This is a genomic window from Pseudomonas defluvii (assembly GCF_001695625.1).
GTDB classification, from domain to species: Bacteria; Pseudomonadota; Gammaproteobacteria; order Pseudomonadales; family Pseudomonadaceae; genus Aquipseudomonas; species Aquipseudomonas defluvii.
On sequence record NZ_MBPN01000071.1, the window covers coordinates 1 to 16,980 of the forward strand.

Here is a 16,980-nt window from a genome sequence, read left to right on the forward strand (position 1 = left end):
CCATTTGCTGTCATCCTTTCGAGGACGACAGCTTAAACTACCCCGTAGTCACTGTCTCAAAAGGTGGATCCACTATACTCCGCTAGTATTCAGTTTCAGGGACCGCATGCTGGTAATGCTTGCGGCAATTGCTCGAAATCTTCCCTTCGGTTGTCAGGCACCTTTAGGAAGTCTACTGACAGACTATCGTGCGCCACTAGCAACTAGCGTCCTGCCGATCATGGCATTTAAACATTCCCATGACAGGGTGCAGCTTATTTGGACGCCACACTGACGGCTGCCAGACTTGTAACCAGCGGCTCGATGTTGCGATTGAAGTTTGACCAACCACTGGCCCCCGGCCCGGAGCCATGCAGCATTACCACTACCTCTCCACCATCGCCGCAGTCGTGATAGTGGATATTCAGGCTCACACCTTGGTCTTCAATAAGGGAAAAGCGGCTCGTAGCGCTTTCGCTGTACTGGCTCATCGGAATCTCTCTTATGGCATTAAGTGTGAGCGCAAGGGCTCGCACTCAGCGAACCGTAACCTGCGATCCACTCAGGTACAGGGCGGTAATAGCGGTCTTGGGTCTGGTATGGGCCATACATAGAAAGGGCGGCAAAGGCAGCCACCCAAGTCTTAACCTCATGGGTGGACTTACCGGCCAATGCTGACAACTCAGCGTTGGACATGGCGTCCAGCTCACACAGCTGCCCACGCTCCAGCAATGTGAGGAAGTGCTGGTCCCACTCAGGGTTGAGTGGGTGCAGTGAAGCTTGATCACACACGAAACTTTGCGCCGCGTGGATTACCCGCTGCGTGCGTGCTTCGCGCTCATCGGCTGGCAAATTCCGACCACTGCCTTTTAGCCGGTCCGCCATGAGGCCTTCAACCTTGGCTAACTCAGGCACAGGAGGCTGGTGCGACAACCCCCCGGAGCCCAGCAGCAAAACCCTCTTGTCCAGCGAACTGGCCCATCTGCCAATAGCCTCCCCCAGCAGACGGGCACGTTGAAAACTCGGCAGAGGGGTAGCCACCGAGTTAATAAAGACTGGGATCACCGGCATTTCACGCAGACCACCGAGCAAAAACTCCAGCGGCTGGGCGAAGCCATGGTCGAGTTGCATGCGATACGACACTGCGACATCCACACCCGCATCAAGCACAGCGGCAGCACAGGCTTCGGAAAGCTCCTGCGGCACCAGCAGCGGCCCGGCCAGAGTGCCGAAATCACCAATGGCATGAGCGGCCATACCAATGCAAAACGGCGGCATCACGTCATAGAAAAAGCCGTTGTAGTGATCAGGGCTGAACAAAATAACCAGCTCAGGAGCGAACTCTGCAATCCGTTTTCGCGCCACCGCGATCACATTGCTCACCTCGCCAAGTACTGCTGGAGCAGGGTCTACATAGCCCATCAAGGGGGTATGCGATAGGCAATGGAGATACACGCTCATATTCACCAACCCTCTAGATCACAGAGCATTCAAAACATGACTCCGTTCGTTTCTGAGGCTCAACAATAGATTGCAGGCGAGCACGCAACACTCCTTTGGCAGACCGCTTTATCCCTTGAACGCATAAAACTGCTACGTAAAAACTAAGACAGCTCCGCTTTCTGAGCGAATCAGATTTCAACGTCGCTATCGATCTTTCATGGGAAAAAATCGCGAAGGGACTTTTTCAACAGAATCGGAAGGTTTCAAGCTGTCGCCCCCGAGAATTAGAGCGAAATTTAGGCTGAACAGCCTCTAGGCAAGCCAAGGTGATTCATATCGACCTCAAAGAAACGCCCATTTTCAAAAAGACAACGGAAAGGTAACTCGCGCTTGTTATTGCCATTTATAGTGCTGTCCCAGTAAGCGGAACTGCTATCAGTGGTAACGCAACGATTGTTGGTGGCAGATCCAAGGCGGTAAAAAATTGGATCGTAACTACCAGAGCTATACTTCAACGATGCGTGAACGAAATCGAATCAAATACCAATCGCTACCGGAGCGTGCTGAGTAACTTAAATATCGCGCCAGCTTATTAGGTGATCGGCCTTGGGTAGTGCTTGCTCACTATGGCCCAGAAGCAGCACTGTGCGGCCCTGTAACCACGCGTCTATGCACGGTTTGATGCGTTCGCGTGTGGTCAGATCAAGCCCGGAGTAGGGCTCGTCGAGTATCACCAGCGGCGCGTTACGTAGCAGCACACGGGCCAGCGCTAAGCGCCGACCTTCACCGCCCGAGAGTTGTTTGCCGGTTTCGCCTACCCAGGTATTCAGGCCGTTAGCCGTGCCTTCAACCGTGTCGGCGAGGTCGACCATGTCCAGTGCCCACCACAGTCGGTCATCACTTGCATCGGGCTGGCCGAGCAGCAGGTTGTCGGCGATGCTACCGTGTAGCAGTTCGGTCTCTTGGGTCAGGTAAGCTAACTTGCTGCGCCAAGCGTCGAGATCAAGCGCCGTTAACGCTATATCAGCCACGCACACCTCGCCGCTGTCGGGGTCGATCAAGCGTGCGGCTAGTGCAGCTAAGGTTGATTTTCCGCAACCGGATGGTCCAATTACCGCTAGGCGCTCACCCGCCGCGATGTTCAATTTCAGTTGGCTAATACCGGCATGCGCCACGTTTACCGCCTTCCAGCTCAGGGCCATGACCGCAGGCACCGGTAGCGGCTCAATAGCGCGGGGCAAGCGTCCAACAATCGCCACCTGTTGGTTCAGCCGTGCTGCGGCAGCGGTGGTTGCGCCCCACTGGGCGAAGGCGGCGGGTAACGCGCTAAAGGCTTCGTTAAGCCCCATCAGCGCCAAGGCGATCATCACCATCAGCGGCCCGCTGAGCAGTCCTTGCTGGTAGGCAAATACGCCAGCGAACAGGCCGAGCAGACTGGCCCCTAAGACACCGAATAACCCTAGTGTTTGAAACAGCACCACACGGTCTTGCAGGCTTAGTTGCTCAGTCAATAACTGTTGGCTGCGGCTAAGTAGAGCTTGTTGATGCATAGCCAGACTACCGGCGGCAGACAACTCAGCTAAGCCCTGCAGTTGCTCGACGCACTGCACGCGCAAGCCATCCAACTGCTCGACGCGGTTAGCACTCAGGCGCAGACCGGCGGTGGCCATGCCGGCGGTTACCAGTAACAACAGCGCCAGCAGAAGCAACAACAGCACCAGCGCCAACATCTGGTGAAACAACGCGACCAGCCCGCACACCAGCACAATCGCCAGTAAAGCCACAGCTGGTGGGGCCAGCAGGCGCAGGTAGAGCGTATCCAGCGCATCAATATCGGCGGTCAAGCGGTTGAGCCACTGCGCTGCGCGCAGCCGACCCAAGGTGGCACCGTCCAATTTCGCCAAGGCGCTAAAATGGCGCACGCGCAGATCGGCCAGCAAGCCAAGCACGGTGTTGTGGTTAAACACCCGCTCGGCATAGCGCGCTACCGTGCGCGACAGGGCAAAAAAACGGATGCCGCTGCCCGGCACATAAATATCAAAAAACGCTTTTTGCCCTGCGGCCCAAAGCAATGCGGTGACGCCGGTGGCGGTAATAAACCACCCCGATAAAGCCAGCAAGCCGATGGCGCTGAGCACGGTCAGCAGCATCAGTAAGGCGCCGACTAAAAGGCGCCCGCGCCAATGGCGCATGTCGCGCAGCCAGGGCAATAACTCAGTCATCGGCCAACGCTCCGTTGTTCAGACGTACAACGCGATCAGCCATGTGCATCAGGGCCGGGTGGTGGGTGGCGATGACCACTGTGCGGCCGGCCGCTGCCAGCGCCTGTAAGGCTTTGACCACGTCAGCTTCGCTCTCTTCATCCAGGCTCGCGGTGGGTTCATCTAGCAGCACCAAGACGGCGTCGTTCAGCCACACCCGCGCTAACGCCAAGCGCTGCGCTTGGCCGCCTGAAAGCCCGCGACCGCTTTCGTCCAGCAGGCTATCGAGGCCCTGTGGTTGAGCGGCCAACAGTTTACTCAAGCCCACAGCCGCCAGTGCCCGCTGCAAGGCGGCCGCGTCTGCATGGGGCGCGGTGAGGCGCAGGTTATCGGCCCAACTGCCCTTAATCAGAAACGGCCGCTGGCCCATCCACGCCAGTGGTTGCTCACCCGGCGGGCGGCCGAACAGGCTGATATGACCGGCATCTGGCTGGATAAAACCGGCTAGGCAATGCAGCAGACTCGACTTGCCTGACCCAGAGGGGCCGACCAGAGCCACCACCTCACCGGCCTTAATGCTCAGGTTTACGTCACGCAGGATTAAGCCGCGACCGACATAACCAAGCTGCAGGTTCTGCACGGTGATGCCGTTGGCGTCGCCGCCTGGCTGTTGCGCGGTTAGTTCCGGGATGGTGCTACCCAGTGCCTCCAGTTCCGCCAATGCATCAGCTGCTGCCAACGCCGCTGCGCGGTCGTGATAATGCTGGGCCAAGCTGCGCAGCGGCTGGAAGAACTCCGGTGCCAGCAGCAGGATAAATAAGCCGCTAAAGAGGGTCAGCGACGGCGATGGGCCGTAGCTGATGTAGCCGAGCAAGCCAAAGCCGATGTACATGGCCACCACCGCAATGGCCACCGAGGCAAAGAACTCCAGCACCGCCGACGAGAGAAACGCCACCCTCAGCGTCTCCATCGTTACCTTACGGTACGCCTGAGTAGCTTCTTCGATACGACTGACTGAGCGCTCAACCTGACCGAATAATTGCAAGCTGGTGAGGTTGCGCACCCGGTCGAGAAACTGTCCGGCCATGCGCCCGGCCTGCAGCACATGGCGCTGGCTGATGCGTTCGGCATGCATGCCGACCAGGGCCATAAATAACGGAATAAGCGGTGCGGCCAGCAAGAGAAACAGCGCCGCAAGCCAATCCAGCCAGAACACCAGCGCCACCAGCATCAACGGCACCAGCGCCGCCAGCCATTGCTGCGGCAGGTAACGGGCGTAATAGCCATCGAGGGCGTCGACTTGCTCGACCCATTGGTTGGTGAGGCTTGCACTGGGCAGCGCTGCCAAACGCACCGGCCCGAGCCGGGCCCACAAGGCGCTCAATTCCCCCCGCACCTGTTGGCGAACCTTGGCGCTAGCCAGTTGGCCTAGTCGCTCCTGCACGGCAGCCGCCAGCACACGCAGCAACACCGCCAACAGCAACGCAGCCATCGTTGGCCACAGGCTATGTGCCGGGGCCGCGTCGATCAGCAAGGCGTGCACCAGCCAGGCCATCAAGCCCATTTGCGCCGCAATCGCCACACCGCCTAGCATGCCGGCCGCCACCGCGCCCTGCAGCAACGGGCGAACGGCCTGCTGCTGGCGGGTCAGCCAGTGGCGGCTGCGCTGGCTGCGGGTTTTATCAGTGATAGCCGACACCTGCTTTTACCTTGCCGCGGAACACCCAGTAGGTCCAGGCGGTGTAGGTCAACACAATCGGGATGACGAACAACAGGCCCAGCAGCAGGAACAACTGCGACTCAGGGGCTGAGGCGGCGTCCCAGATGGTGTGGTTAGGCGGGATGATGTACGGCCATTTGGTCACCAGCAGCCCCAGGTAGGTGAAAATGAACAAACCCATGGTGGCGATAAACGGCATGGCCTCACGGCGTTTGCGCAGGCTGCGGAAAATCTGCAGGGCGCACAATGCTGCCATCACCGGGAAGATCCAGATCAGGCCGATGGCCGAGAACCAGCGCGCATAGGCAGCGGGATCAACCCAAGGCGTCCAGATGCTAATGGCAACAAACACCAGCAGCACGGCGGCCAGCAGTTTCGGGGCCAGGCTGTAGGCCCAGTCCTGAATGTAGCCTTCGGTTTTCATGATCAACCAGGTGCAGCCGAGCAAGGCGTAACCGGCTAGCAGGCCGATCCCGGTGAGCACGGTGAACGGCGTCAGCCAATCCAGCGCACCGCCTACGTACACCAAGCCTTCGGTGTTGAAGCCCTGAATGTAGGCCCCAACCACTGCACCCTGAGCGAACGAGGCAATGATCGAACCACCAGCAAAGGCCCAGTTCCAAAGGTAGCGCGAGGTGTTGGCCTTGAAGCGAAACTCAAAGGCCACGCCACGGAAGATCAAACCCGCCAGCAGCAAAAACACACCGATGTACATGGCCGGCAGCAACACCGAGTACACCAGCGGAAAGGCCGCCAACAGGCCTGCGCCACCGAGCACCAGCCAGGTTTCGTTGCCGTCCCAGACCGGTGCCACTGAGTTCATCATCACGTCGCGGGCCTGCTCGTCTGGGGCGAAGGGGAAGAGAATCCCCACACCCAGGTCAAAGCCGTCCATCAGCACGTACATGATGATGCCGAAGGCGATGATTACCGCCCAAATCATTGTGAGGTCAAAAGGCACCATTTCAGTGTTCCCCCTGTTCCAGGCGTACATGGGTTGCCGACAACGGACGCGAAGCCCGCTCCACTTCATGGGTGTCTTCTGCGCTGAGGTCTTCTTCTAGGCCCGCTTGCAGCACGCGGAACAGGTAATACAAGCCGGCGCTAAAGACCATCGCGTAGACCACGATGTAACCAATCAGGGTGAACAGGGCCATGCCGCCCGTCAGCGACGGCGTCAGCCCCTGTGCGTGGGTCATCACCCCATAAATCAGCCACGGCGCGCGACCGGCTTCTGTCACCACCCAACCGGCAAGCACCGCCAGAAACGGCGTGAAACTCATCCAGCGCAGGCCATTGAGGAACCACGGCGCTTGCCAGTAACGACCGCCACGGCGCAGCACCAGGCCAGTCAGGCCAAAGGCAATCATCACCAGGCCAATGCCGACCATCACGCGGAACGCCCAGAACACCAGCCACACGGGCGGTTGCTTCTCATAGGGCACGTCCGTGATGCCGGGCAGTTCGCCGTTCCAGTCGTGAGTCAGGATAAAGCTCGCCAGTTTCGGGATGCCGATTTCAAAATGGTTGGTTTGCGCCTCTTTATCCGGCCAGGCAAACAGCAGCAGCGGCACACCCGTACCACGCTCCCAATTGCCTTCCATCGCCGCCACTTTGATCGGCTGATGTTGCAGCGTGTTAAGGCCGTGAAAGTCGCCTACCACCGCTTGGGTGGGCGCGATCAACAGGATCATCCACAGGCTGACCGACAGCGCTTTGCGGTTGACCTCCACCTCGCGCTTACGCAGCAGGTACCAAGCGCTGACGCCTGCAACCACAAAGGCACCGGTGAGGAACGAGGCCAGCGCCATGTGCATAAAGCGGTAGATAAACGAAGGGCTGAACAACGCCTGCGACCAGGACACGACATGGATCATACCGTCACGCAGTTCGGTGCCGACCGGCGTTTGCATCCAGCTGTTGGCCGAGAGAATCCAGAACGAGGAGATAAAGGTGCCCAACGCCACCATGCAGGCAGCCAGCAAGTGTACGCCTGGCGGTACTTTATCGCGGCCAAACAGCAACACACCGAGGAAGGCCGCTTCAAGGAAGAATGCGGTGATCACTTCATAACTCAGCACTGGGCCGAGGAAGTTAGACGCCGCATATGAGAAGTTGCTCCAGTTGGTGCCGAACTGGAAGGCCATGACGATGCCCGACACTACCCCCATGCCGAATACCACGGCAAAAACTTGCGTCCAGAACTTCGACAGCCTTACCCAAACGAGATCACCCGTTCGAAAGGCCATGGTTTCCAAAAAGGCGATGAATGAGGCCAGGCCGATGGTGAACACCGGGAAGATGGCGTGGAAGCAAACCACAAAGGCAAATTGCAGTCGCGAGAGGAAGAGCGGGTCTAATTCCATCTGAGTCGATCCTGTGTTTGGAACTGACTGAAAACCGATTAAGCAGTCGCCTTTTTCGGCCATTTCAGTCTAACTCATAACACCCCTGGGGGTATGTGGGCGAAATGCCGCACTCCCTTGCGCAGCACACTTTCTGCCACCGTCAGGTAATCACTTCATGCAGATGAAAAGCGTATCTGTTAGTCAGTGAGTCTTCAGCTATCCCGTCTTCAGGCCAGTAATTTTGTGTGTTTAGTCATTGGCATGAACACGACATGGTTTTTCTGCATGCAATGGCGCGTCCCTTTAGTTGCTTCTGAGTAGTCACTTTGGCTAAGTCGTGTCTATACTCCCACGGGTATGTGGAAAGCTATTTCTCTGGAGACGTTATGCGATTGATCACTGCAGTTCTTATAGGTTCGTTGAGCATGGCTGCTTACGCCGAGGATTTTCAGGCTTTAAAGGCAGAGGGCGCAGCGCTAATACCGCCTTTCGGGCAGCATTTGATGTCTACCGTAAAGTCTGCGATGGAGTCCGGCGGGCCTGTAAAGGCCGTAGAGGCTTGCCAGTTATTGGCTCCAGAGATTGCTGGGCAGCACAGCAAGCAACCTTGGAAGGTTGGACGTACCTCATTAAAGGTACGTAACCCGGCCAATACTGCAGATGCCTGGGAAAAACAGGTCCTCGAGCAATTTGCCGAGCGTGCAGCTGCAGGTGAACCGGTGACTGAACTCAGTCATGCCGAGGTTGTTGGCGACGAGTTCCGCATGATGAAAGCCATTGCCACTGGTGAGCCATGCTTAGCCTGTCATGGCAAAAACATTCAGCCGTCTCTTGCCGCGGTGATTGATGTACGCTACCCGGAGGATGAGGCTCGTGGATTCGCTTTGGGTGAATTGCGAGGTGCTTTTACTTTGCGGCGTACTTTAGAAGTTGGAAATGATTGAATTAACGCAGTTAGAACATCGTGACTCTCTGTTAAAGCGTCTGGCCCGCGTCGAGGGCCAGGTGCGTGGCATTCAAGCCATGATCAAGCGCGGCGATGAATGCGAGTCTATTGCTCAGCAGTTCAGCGCCGCCCGTAAGGCGCTGGATAAGGCCTATCAGGAGATGCTGATCTGCTTGGCCGAAGAGGCCATCCTCACTCCAGACCACAGTAACCAAGACAAACTGGCGCAAGTCAGGGCCATCTTCACCAAGTACACCTAACGGCTGCGTACGCCAAAAATTGGCGCCGCCGTCGTTGCGCCTCACTCTTCGGCCGAGAGCCCAAGGGGCAAGCCTTGAGGGTCAGTGAAGTGTTTGGCGATTTCTTGCAACGCTGTGGCCAGCAACTCTTCCACCACAGGGTGGTAGAACGGCATTTGCAGCAGGCTTTGCGCCGTTTCACCCCGCTGGATGGCCCACGCTAGTTGATGCGCCAAGTGTTCGCCGTCGATACTGAGAAGCGAGGCGCCGAGTAGTAAACCGCTGGTGCTATCGGCGTAAATATTCAGCAGGCTGCGTTCACCGCCCAAGATGCGCAAACGGCCATTCGCTTCGCCCGAAGCACTGCCAACGATAATCCGGCTGGGTTCTAGCTCGCTCAAGCGTTTACCAATGGTCGCGACATCAGGTTTAGCGAAGGCGATGGACAGCGAAGTTTTTTGCCGGAAGCGCGTGGGAGTGGTCCGCGCTGCGTTATAGCCGGCTATCGCACCTTCGTCAGCCGCTTCATGCATCAAAGCGCGCTGCCCGTTAGCGTCACCGGCGATGTACACCGGCCAATCGTCCAGTTGCAGAGTGGCCGGGTCAAACAGCGGCTCGCCACGTTCTTGCAGGGTAAAACCTGCCGCCTGCAGATTCAGCTCATCGGTGTTCGCGCGCCGGCCGGTTGCCACCAGTAGCAGGTCAATAGTTACGCAGCGTTCACCTGAGCGCAGCACCAGCCCATGCTCTGCACGTTCAACGCTGGCGGGTTGGCCGAGCCAGATTAGCATCTCTTGCGAGAAAACCTCGACTGCACGGGCGGCCACCTGTGGGTCATCAATACCGGCCAGGCTTGAACCGCCAGCCGTTGTGACTTCAATGCCGAGCCGGCTGAGCGCCAGACCCATTTCCAGACCCAGCGCGCCCAAACCCAACACCCCGATGCGTGCCGGCAATTCTGCCATCTCAAACAGCGTGTCCGTGGTGACAATCCTGTCTGCAAACGGAGCCAGCCAGTCGGGGATAAACGGGCGCGAGCCGGTGGCGATAATCACCGCGCCTGCGCGGATGACGTGCGTACCTTCAGCGCTTTCAACTTCCAGCAAGGTGGGTTCAAGAAAGCGTGCGCGCCCCTCGATCAGCTGTTTGCCCGCCGCGGCGCGGGCTTTGTTAGCGGCGTTGTTAGAGAAGAAATCACGCTGCTTACGCAGAGCTGCCCAAGTGATGGCGTTATCAAGCTGTAGCTCCTCGCTATACACCACACCGATGGCCGGCATGGCCAAACGTGATTGCCATAGATCGGCTGCATGCAGCGCCAACTTGGAGGGCATGCAACCCACTCTGGCGCAGGTGGTGCCGAGCGGGCCGTGGTCGATAAGGACAAAACTTCGCCCGGCGCGGCGCACCTCACGCAGTGCATAGAGTCCGGCTGTACCGGCACCAATAATGGCAACGTCGACGGTGATTTCTGTACGCATGACCGGAGAATCCTTTTCGACTTGAGATGCAGAAAACCGCTGCATATGCGAAGGCATATGCAGCGGTTTGAGGGCAGTAAAGCCCTTTTGCTAAGCGTTACAGCGTTTTAGTGGAGAAGTACCAATCCACTGTTTCGTAGCCTTCAGCGGCGCGTTTCTCGGCAGCTTCTGCAGTTTTTGGCGGCGGTACGATAACCGGCTGGCCCGGACGCCAGTTTTCCGGAGTTGCCACGCTGTTGTCGTCGGCTGTTTGCATGGCTTGCAGCAGACGCACGAACTCATCAATGCTGCGGCCGTTGCTCATTGGGTAGTACACCATCGCGCGCAGAATGCCGTTGGGGTCGATAAAGAAGGTCGCCCTTACCGCTTGGGTATCCGCCGCGCCCGGGTGAACCATACCGTAGGCACTGGCGACTCTCATGGAGATGTCTTCAATGATCGGGAAGGGGATTTCGACGTCGAACTTCTCTTTGATGTTGCGCATCCAGGCCAAGTGCGAAAACAGACTGTCGATGGACAGACCCAGCAGCTCGCAATTCATTTCAGCGAACGTTGGTGCGGCTTTAGCAAAGCCAATAAATTCAGTGGTGCACACCGGCGTGAAGTCTGCCGGGTGGGAGAACAGAATTAGCCACTTGCCACGGTAGTCTTCCAGCGAACGATCACCGGACGTGGTGCGAGCGGTGAACGGAGGTGCTGGCTCGTTGAGGCGAGGGAAGCTCATCTGCGGGCTATTTTCCATGGTGCATTTCCTTTTGATGAATACGATTAGGTGCAGCGGTCGTATTTGGGCGATGTGGCCGGATGAAAAAGGCAGCGACGTCAGTGGTCATCAACATAGTCCTCCTGCAGTCGCCATATATACCCCTGGGGGTATATATGGCGAGCTTAGCAAATTCGTCTAGTGATTAAACCGAAGCGTTTCTATCGATGTCATAGGCACAAACAATACAGCGTTAAAACTCGGTGTATGGCCGGGTACATGAGCCGCTAAGCCAGCGGTGACTAACCCTGGGCTGGCAAGCGGTTAAGGTCGATACATCTTGGCGGGGTTCATTTTTGCGCTCCATGGCAGCCCGACGTTTTGCCAGCCGCTTTGCAGGCGCATGCCGGCTTGCGGGCCCTCTTTGAGTGCCGAGCCTTGGAAGCCATCAACCACGTAGCGGGCATTGGGGAAGCCGTTAGCGCGAAGAAAATCTGCACTTGGCTTACCGCGCTCACTGCCGGAACGGCACATGGTAATAATTTCACTTTGGGCAGTTAGGCCGTGCTTGGCCAACGCCGCTTTTACCTCGGCAATAAAATTGGGATTCTGTGCGATTGAGTAAGTGCCGCGGGTTTCATCCCACGCGCTGCGGTCAACCAGCAGATAGGGGATGTTGGTGTGCACATCATCGGTAAAGCCGACAAACATGATCTCGACTGGGTCACGCACATCGATAAACAGCAGTTGCGTTGCGTCTTGCTGCAGGCGCTTGTGCACCTCCTGTGCATTGGCGGAAAGATCCACCGCGTGGGCGGCGAAGGTCAGCAGGCTGAGGCAAATAGCAGTCAGTAGGCGTTGCATGAGTGCTCCTTTGGCCACTGGCCTTAATCGAATGCAGGAAGGTGCGGGGTGTCGATAGCCTTATCGGCGGCGCTCCACGCCTCAAAGCCACCTTGAATCGACAGAACGTGCAGGTAGCCCATCTCTTTTAATGAGCACGCGGCTAACGCCGCGCGGCCGCTGTTTTTGCAATAGAGCACCAGCTTCTGGTCGCGTTGCGCCAGCTCGGGTTCATTGCTCAGTTTGAATTCCAGCAAGCCGCGGGGAATGTTGATGGCTCCGGGGATATGCCCGGCGTGAAATTCATCGGCTTCGCGCACATCGATCACTACATCAGCCGCCTTGATGGCTGCGTCAGCCTCCTGCAGGTCAATTTCATGGATGCGCGTTTTAGCGGCGGCTACCAAGTCATGGGCAGTTTTCATCAGAATGTCCTTATGCATGGGGTTGGGTGTCGGCGCGCAGATTGCTCGGCAGTAAGGTCTGCTGGGTAAGCTGCGGAGCTAAAGCTTTTAGGGCCTCGAACTGGCTGATAAACACCTGGCCACCAAAGTGCTGGAGAAAGCTTGAGCGGCGCAGCTGATCCATCACCGGGCCTTTCACTTCGGACAGGTGCAGCTGAATGTTGGCGGTTTTTAGGCGTTCAACAACGGCTTCCAGCGAATCAAGGGCGCTGGCATCAATCAGGTTGACGCCAGAGCACATCAGCACCAAATGGCGCACGTGAGGTCGATTGGCTATCAGCTCGCCAATCCGATCCTCGAGGTAGCGGGCGTTGGGGAAGTACAGGCTTTCATCGACCCGCAGCGACAGCACGTTGGGCGACTCAATAACCGCAAAGCGCTCGATATTGCGAAAATGCTCGCTGCCCGGTACTTGCCCGACAACCGCCATGTGCGGCTGGCTGGTGCGCCAAAGAAACAGCAACAGTGAGAGACCCACGCCGATCAGGATGCCAGCCTCAACACCGATCAGCAGCACACCGATAATCGTCGCCAACTGCGCGACGCCGTCAGGGCGCGAGTATCGCCAAGTGCGGCTCAGCGAACCAAGGTCAACCAAACTCAGCACCGCGACAATAATCGTCGCGGCCAATACGGCTTGCGGCAGGTTATGCAGCAGCGGGGTCAGCAGCATGACGCTGAGGCCGATACCGGCGGCGGTGAACACTCCAGCCATGGGAGTTTGCGCGCCGGCGTCATAGTTGACCACCGAACGAGAAAAACCACCGGTAACAGGAAAGCCACCACTAAAGGCTGCACTCAGATTGGCTGTCCCCAAGCCGAGCAACTCATTGTCGGGCTCGATACGTTGGCGCCGTTTTGCTGCGAGCGTTTGGCCTACCGACACCGACTCAACAAAACCTACCAAGCTTATCAGCAGTGCGGCGGGCATCAGTTGCATGGCTAAGGTGATATCCAGCGTCGGCAGCATCAGCCCCGGTAGGCCTTGCGGGATAAGCCCGACCACTTTTACCCCAGCGTGCTCCAGTTGTAGCAGCGACACCGCAACAATGGCGGCAATAATCGCCAGCACCGGCCCGGCTTTGGCTAAGTTGCCCGCCATTTGCACAGACAGCCCCAGCCGTTGCAGAACAGGTTTTAGGCGCGCCCGCGCCCACCACAGCCAGATCAGACTGAACACGCCGATCAGCAGTGTTTGCCAGTGGGTGTTCGGCAGCCCGAGCCAGAGTTGCGGAATAATCTGCAGCAGGCTCTCGCCCGAAGCGCTGATGCCAAGCAGGTGCTTAAGCTGCCCCACTGCGATAAGGATGCCAGAGGCACTGATAAAACCAGACACCACCGGATGGCTGAGAAAGTTCGCCAAAAAGCCCAGGCGCAACATCGCCATGCTGCTGAGCAGCAACCCAGACAAAAGCGCCAGCAGCATCGCCGCGCCGATATACGCTTCGCTGCCCGCAGGGAATAGTGGCGCGAGCGCTGCGGCAGTCATCAGCGACACCACCGCCACTGGGCCTACGGCCAAGGTGCGGCTGGAGCCAAAAACGGCATAAGCCAGCAGCGGCAAAATGCTCGCATACAGGCCCGTCACCGGCGGCAAACCGGCCAGCATGGCGTAGGCCAAACTCTGCGGTATCAGCATCAGCGTTACGATCAGTGCGGCCAGGCCGTCTTGGGCCGCACTGCTGCGGTCATAGCGACGCCCCCACTCGAGGCAGGGCAGCCAGCGGCTCAGTTTCATTTGGCCTGATCCTTTCCAAAATCACAGGCCGCTGCTGCTTGAACGGCAGCGGGTTCATGCTGCAAACGTTTGGGGGCGGCCAGCCATTCACGGCCGTGTAGCATCATGTCGAAGTAGATGCTGGGCATCAGCTTAACTTTCAGCTCCCAAGCCAAGCGGCGCGGTATGGCGGGGTCTAACGGGAAGGTAGGCAGCAGTTTGCCGCCGTAGCCAAACTCCGCCAGTAGCACTTTGCCACGCTCAACCGTCAGCGGGCATGAGCCGTAACCGTCGTACAGCGCGCGTGGCCCTTTTCCGGCGAGAACAGAGATCACGTTTTCCGCGACCACCGGCGCTTGCTTGCGCACGGCGGCAGCGGTTTTGGCGTTGGGTGATGCACAAACGTCACCCAAGCTGAAGATATTGCCGAAGCGCGGATGGCGCAGGGTTTCTGCGTCTGCCTCAACCCAGCCCTCGGCATTAACCAAAGAGCTTTGGCGAATAAACTCAGGCGCGCGTTGGGACGGCACGGCGTGCAGTATGTCAAAGGATTTTTCGATGGTTTGGCTGTTGCCTGCCGTATCCACCTGGTTAAACCATGCTTTGCGCGCCGGGCCGTCCACTGCCGTTAGGGTGGTGTTGAAGTGAAGCTGGGCGTTGTAGCGCTCGATGTATTTCATCAGCGGCGGAACGAAGGTCGGCACGCCGAATAACACCGCACCAGCGGTGCAAAACTCGACGTCAATGTCAGGCAGTACCCCTTGTTTTTGCCACCAGTCACACGACAGGTATAGCGCCTTCTGCGGCGCACCGGCGCACTTGATCGGCATTGGAGGCTGGGTAAACAGCGCGTTGCCTTTGCGTAAATTTTGCACCAGTTGCCAGGTGTAGGGCGCCAGCTCAAATTGATAATTGGAGGTGACGCCGTTCTGCCCCAGCGTCTCTTTGAGGCCTTCGACGGCATCCCAGTGCAGGCTTAAACCGGGGCAGACGATCAGGGTGCGGTAGCCAATCCGGTTGCCGTCTTCAAGCACCGCACATTGCTGCTCGGGCTCAAAGCCGGCCACTGCGGCGCAAATCCATTGCGCACCTCGAGGAATGCAACGGGCCATTGGCCGTTCGGTGTGGGCTCGGTCAAAAATACCAGCGCCAACTAGCGTCCAGCCCGGCTGGTAGTAGTGATGTTCGCTGGGCTCGACGATGGCGATACGCAAGTGCGGGTCGCGCCGCAGCAGGCTGGCCGTCACCGCGCAACCGGCGGCGCCACCGCCAACCACCACCACGTCATAGCGTTGGGTGGGCGGCGTGCTGCGTTGCGCTGTGGCGAGGGGCGCATTCTGCCAACGCTGCTCTAGGCGCGGCGCCAGGCCGCTGAGGTCATAGCCGTTGTTCTGCGCCGTTTTAAGCAGCGCGTGCGGGTCTAAGTGGCGCGCTTCACTCAATGCCCACAGCGTTGTGGAGCGTGTGCCGGTGCGACAGAACGCCAGCACCGGGCCGCGCACGTGGCCGAGCAGCTCAGTAAAAGCCGCCACCTGTTCATCGCTGATCTGCCCCGCCGTCACTGGCAGGAAGAAGTATTCAAGGCCACTCGCCAGCGCTGCCGTTTGAATTTCGGCTGAGCTGGGTTGATCTTCACCTTCGCCGTCGGGGCGGTTATTGATCACGCTGCGAAACCCTGCCGCAGCGAGTGTGCCCATGTCTGCTGGTTGCAACTGCCCAGCGACGGCGATAAACGGGCTGAGGTGTTTTAGCGCATCCATGGTCAGCACCTCAGAGCACGTCGAGGGGGATTTTCAAGTAGCGAGTGCCATTGTCTTCGGCGGGTGGCAGTTGCCCCGCGCGCATGTTTATTTGCACCGCCGGGAGAATCAGCGTGGGCATGCCCAGCGTCGCATCACGGCTGCTACGCATGGCGACAAAGCTGGCTTCATCAATGCCCTCATGCACATGCACGTTGTGCGCGCGCTCTTCGGCAACGGTCGTTTGGTTGCGGAAATCATCGCGCCCCGGTGCCTTGTAGTCGTGGCACATAAACAGACGAGTGCTACCCGGCAAGGTGAACAGCTTGCGAATTGATTGGAACAAGGTGCGCGCATCACCACCGGGGAAGTCGCACCGCGCCGTACCGTAATCCGGCATAAACAGGGTATCACCCACAAAGCCGGCATCGCCGATCAGGTAGGTCATGCAGGCCGGCGTGTGCCCCGGGGTGTGCATGGCTTGGGCAGCGATGTTGCCTATTTGAAAGGTATCGCCATCTTTAAACAGGTGGTCGAACTGGCGACCATCGGTGGCGAACTCGGTGCCGGCGTTGAACAACTTGCCGAATGTGTCTTGCACCACGGTGATGTTTTCACCAATCGCCAACTGGCCGCCCAGTTCGCGTTGCAGGTAGGGCGCAGCCGAGAGGTGGTCTGCATGCACATGGGTTTCTAGCAGCCAATCCACCTTTAAGTCATGCTCTTTAACGAACGCGATCATCCGATCAGCGCTGGCGAAGGAAGTGCGCCCGGAGGCCGGGTCATAATCCAACACCGAGTCAATAATGGCGCAGCGCTGGCTGCTGGGGTCGATTACTACATAGCTGTAGGTGAACGTGGCGGGGTCAAAAAACGCTTCGACATTGACTTGCATGGCCGTCTCCTTTATATACCCCCAGGGGTATCTGATTTAGAGTTAGGCTACATGTTTATTCTGTTCTATGCATAGATCTAAATAGAATAAGCAGCATGTGTATGACGTACTTCCTGACTCGAAAACTGAACGGGGTGAGCCCAGAAATGAGCCTGAATGTGCTCGCCTACAACTTGAAGCGGGTGATGAAAAGCATCGGTACCGAAGTCTTTTTGAAGGCGATGGCGGCGTAAAGCCCGGCTTTATACTGCCCCTAGAGGTGCGA

At 58.1% G+C, this 16,980-nt stretch carries 15 protein-coding genes and 1 pseudogene; 3 read left to right on the forward strand and 13 right to left on the reverse strand.

Features of this window, described 5'->3' with window-relative positions:
* Positions 1-290: 290 nt before the first annotated feature.
* The 6 genes and pseudogenes from EKA13_RS18060 to EKA13_RS18085 all read right to left on the reverse strand — a co-directional run.
* A pseudogene (locus EKA13_RS18060) lies at positions 291-470 on the reverse strand (alpha/beta fold hydrolase); the annotation flags it as partial.
* 19 nt (positions 471-489) lie between these two features.
* Positions 490-1,440, reverse strand: coding sequence for a 3-carboxyethylcatechol 2,3-dioxygenase (mhpB, locus tag EKA13_RS18065; RefSeq protein WP_065760703.1), 951 nt, complete (start codon positions 1,438-1,440; stop codon positions 490-492).
* Between the two features lie 554 nt (positions 1,441-1,994).
* Positions 1,995-3,644 (reverse strand): thiol reductant ABC exporter subunit CydC, encoded by a 1,650-nt coding sequence (gene cydC / locus EKA13_RS18070; protein WP_065760704.1) that lies wholly within the window; start codon positions 3,642-3,644, stop codon positions 1,995-1,997.
* On the reverse strand, positions 3,637-5,322 hold the full coding sequence (cydD, locus tag EKA13_RS18075; protein ID WP_100250145.1) for a thiol reductant ABC exporter subunit CydD: 1,686 nt from the start codon (positions 5,320-5,322) through the stop codon (positions 3,637-3,639). The genes cydC and cydD overlap by 8 nt, the downstream gene beginning before the upstream one ends.
* Entirely contained in the window at positions 5,306-6,304 is a 999-nt protein-coding gene (cydB, locus tag EKA13_RS18080; protein ID WP_245704359.1) for a cytochrome d ubiquinol oxidase subunit II, read from the reverse strand. Before cydB ends, cydD begins: the two co-directional genes overlap by 17 nt.
* Positions 6,305-6,308: 4 nt before the next feature.
* Positions 6,309-7,709: a cytochrome ubiquinol oxidase subunit I gene (locus tag EKA13_RS18085; protein WP_065760706.1), complete on the reverse strand. Its 1,401-nt coding sequence runs from the start codon at positions 7,707-7,709 to the stop codon at positions 6,309-6,311.
* Between the two features lie 368 nt (positions 7,710-8,077).
* Between EKA13_RS18085 and EKA13_RS18090 the strand changes: the two genes are divergently transcribed.
* Both EKA13_RS18090 and EKA13_RS18095 read left to right on the forward strand, forming a co-directional pair.
* A complete protein-coding gene (locus tag EKA13_RS18090) occupies positions 8,078-8,635 on the forward strand; it encodes a Tll0287-like domain-containing protein (protein ID WP_065760707.1) in 558 nt (185 codons plus the stop codon).
* A complete protein-coding gene (locus tag EKA13_RS18095; RefSeq protein WP_065760708.1) occupies positions 8,628-8,897 on the forward strand; it encodes a metal-sensing transcriptional repressor in 270 nt (89 codons plus the stop codon). Before EKA13_RS18090 ends, EKA13_RS18095 begins: the two co-directional genes overlap by 8 nt.
* A 41-nt stretch (positions 8,898-8,938) precedes the next feature.
* Here the strand turns inward: EKA13_RS18095 and EKA13_RS18100 are convergent, their stop codons facing one another.
* The 7 genes from EKA13_RS18100 to EKA13_RS18130 all read right to left on the reverse strand — a co-directional run bounded on the left by EKA13_RS18100 (position 8,939) and on the right by EKA13_RS18130 (position 16,715).
* Positions 8,939-10,354: a dihydrolipoyl dehydrogenase gene (locus tag EKA13_RS18100; RefSeq protein ID WP_065760709.1), complete on the reverse strand. Its 1,416-nt coding sequence runs from the start codon at positions 10,352-10,354 to the stop codon at positions 8,939-8,941.
* 97 nt (positions 10,355-10,451) lie between these two features.
* Complete coding sequence (locus EKA13_RS18105; protein WP_065760710.1) at positions 10,452-11,096, reverse strand: peroxiredoxin; 645 nt, start codon at positions 11,094-11,096, stop codon at positions 10,452-10,454.
* A gap of 285 nt (positions 11,097-11,381) precedes the next feature.
* Positions 11,382-11,921, reverse strand: a complete 540-nt coding sequence (locus EKA13_RS18110; protein WP_065760711.1) for a rhodanese-like domain-containing protein — start codon at positions 11,919-11,921, stop codon at positions 11,382-11,384.
* Between the two features lie 23 nt (positions 11,922-11,944).
* Positions 11,945-12,325 (reverse strand): rhodanese-like domain-containing protein, encoded by a 381-nt coding sequence (locus tag EKA13_RS18115; RefSeq protein WP_065760712.1) that lies wholly within the window; start codon positions 12,323-12,325, stop codon positions 11,945-11,947.
* Positions 12,326-12,335: 10 nt separating this feature from the next.
* Positions 12,336-14,102: a SulP family inorganic anion transporter gene (locus EKA13_RS18120; RefSeq protein WP_065760713.1), complete on the reverse strand. Its 1,767-nt coding sequence runs from the start codon at positions 14,100-14,102 to the stop codon at positions 12,336-12,338.
* A complete protein-coding gene (locus tag EKA13_RS18125; RefSeq protein WP_065760714.1) occupies positions 14,099-15,841 on the reverse strand; it encodes a bifunctional protein tyrosine phosphatase family protein/NAD(P)/FAD-dependent oxidoreductase in 1,743 nt (580 codons plus the stop codon). Before EKA13_RS18125 ends, EKA13_RS18120 begins: the two co-directional genes overlap by 4 nt.
* A gap of 10 nt (positions 15,842-15,851) precedes the next feature.
* Complete coding sequence (locus EKA13_RS18130) at positions 15,852-16,715, reverse strand: MBL fold metallo-hydrolase (RefSeq protein WP_065760715.1); 864 nt, start codon at positions 16,713-16,715, stop codon at positions 15,852-15,854.
* A 101-nt stretch (positions 16,716-16,816) separates the two neighbouring features.
* Here EKA13_RS18130 and EKA13_RS28635 point away from each other — a divergent pair, with 101 nt between their 5' ends.
* Positions 16,817-16,948 (forward strand): hypothetical protein, encoded by a 132-nt coding sequence (locus tag EKA13_RS28635; RefSeq protein WP_281182077.1) that lies wholly within the window; start codon positions 16,817-16,819, stop codon positions 16,946-16,948.
* Positions 16,949-16,980: the final 32 nt, after the last annotated feature.

Bases quoted from the DNA above. Each gene is read 5' to 3' on its own strand.
- EKA13_RS18125 (WP_065760714.1), bottom strand. From the start codon at position 15,841: ATGGATGCGCTAAAACACCTCAGCCCGTTTATCGCCGTCGCTGGGCAG.
- mhpB (WP_065760703.1), bottom strand. From the start codon at position 1,440: ATGAGCGTGTATCTCCATTGCCTATCGCATACCCCCTTGATGGGCTAT.
- EKA13_RS28635 (WP_281182077.1), top strand. From the start codon at position 16,817: ATGACGTACTTCCTGACTCGAAAACTGAACGGGGTGAGCCCAGAAATG.
- EKA13_RS18095 (WP_065760708.1), top strand. From the start codon at position 8,628: ATGATTGAATTAACGCAGTTAGAACATCGTGACTCTCTGTTAAAGCGT.
- EKA13_RS18130 (WP_065760715.1), bottom strand. From the start codon at position 16,715: ATGCAAGTCAATGTCGAAGCGTTTTTTGACCCCGCCACGTTCACCTAC.
- cydC (WP_065760704.1), bottom strand. From the start codon at position 3,644: ATGACTGAGTTATTGCCCTGGCTGCGCGACATGCGCCATTGGCGCGGG.
- EKA13_RS18105 (WP_065760710.1), bottom strand. From the start codon at position 11,096: ATGGAAAATAGCCCGCAGATGAGCTTCCCTCGCCTCAACGAGCCAGCA.
- EKA13_RS18085 (WP_065760706.1), bottom strand. From the start codon at position 7,709: ATGGAATTAGACCCGCTCTTCCTCTCGCGACTGCAATTTGCCTTTGTG.
- EKA13_RS18115 (WP_065760712.1), bottom strand. From the start codon at position 12,325: ATGAAAACTGCCCATGACTTGGTAGCCGCCGCTAAAACGCGCATCCAT.
- EKA13_RS18100 (WP_065760709.1), bottom strand. From the start codon at position 10,354: ATGCGTACAGAAATCACCGTCGACGTTGCCATTATTGGTGCCGGTACA.
- EKA13_RS18110 (WP_065760711.1), bottom strand. From the start codon at position 11,921: ATGCAACGCCTACTGACTGCTATTTGCCTCAGCCTGCTGACCTTCGCC.
- EKA13_RS18120 (WP_065760713.1), bottom strand. From the start codon at position 14,102: ATGAAACTGAGCCGCTGGCTGCCCTGCCTCGAGTGGGGGCGTCGCTAT.
- EKA13_RS18090 (WP_065760707.1), top strand. From the start codon at position 8,078: ATGCGATTGATCACTGCAGTTCTTATAGGTTCGTTGAGCATGGCTGCT.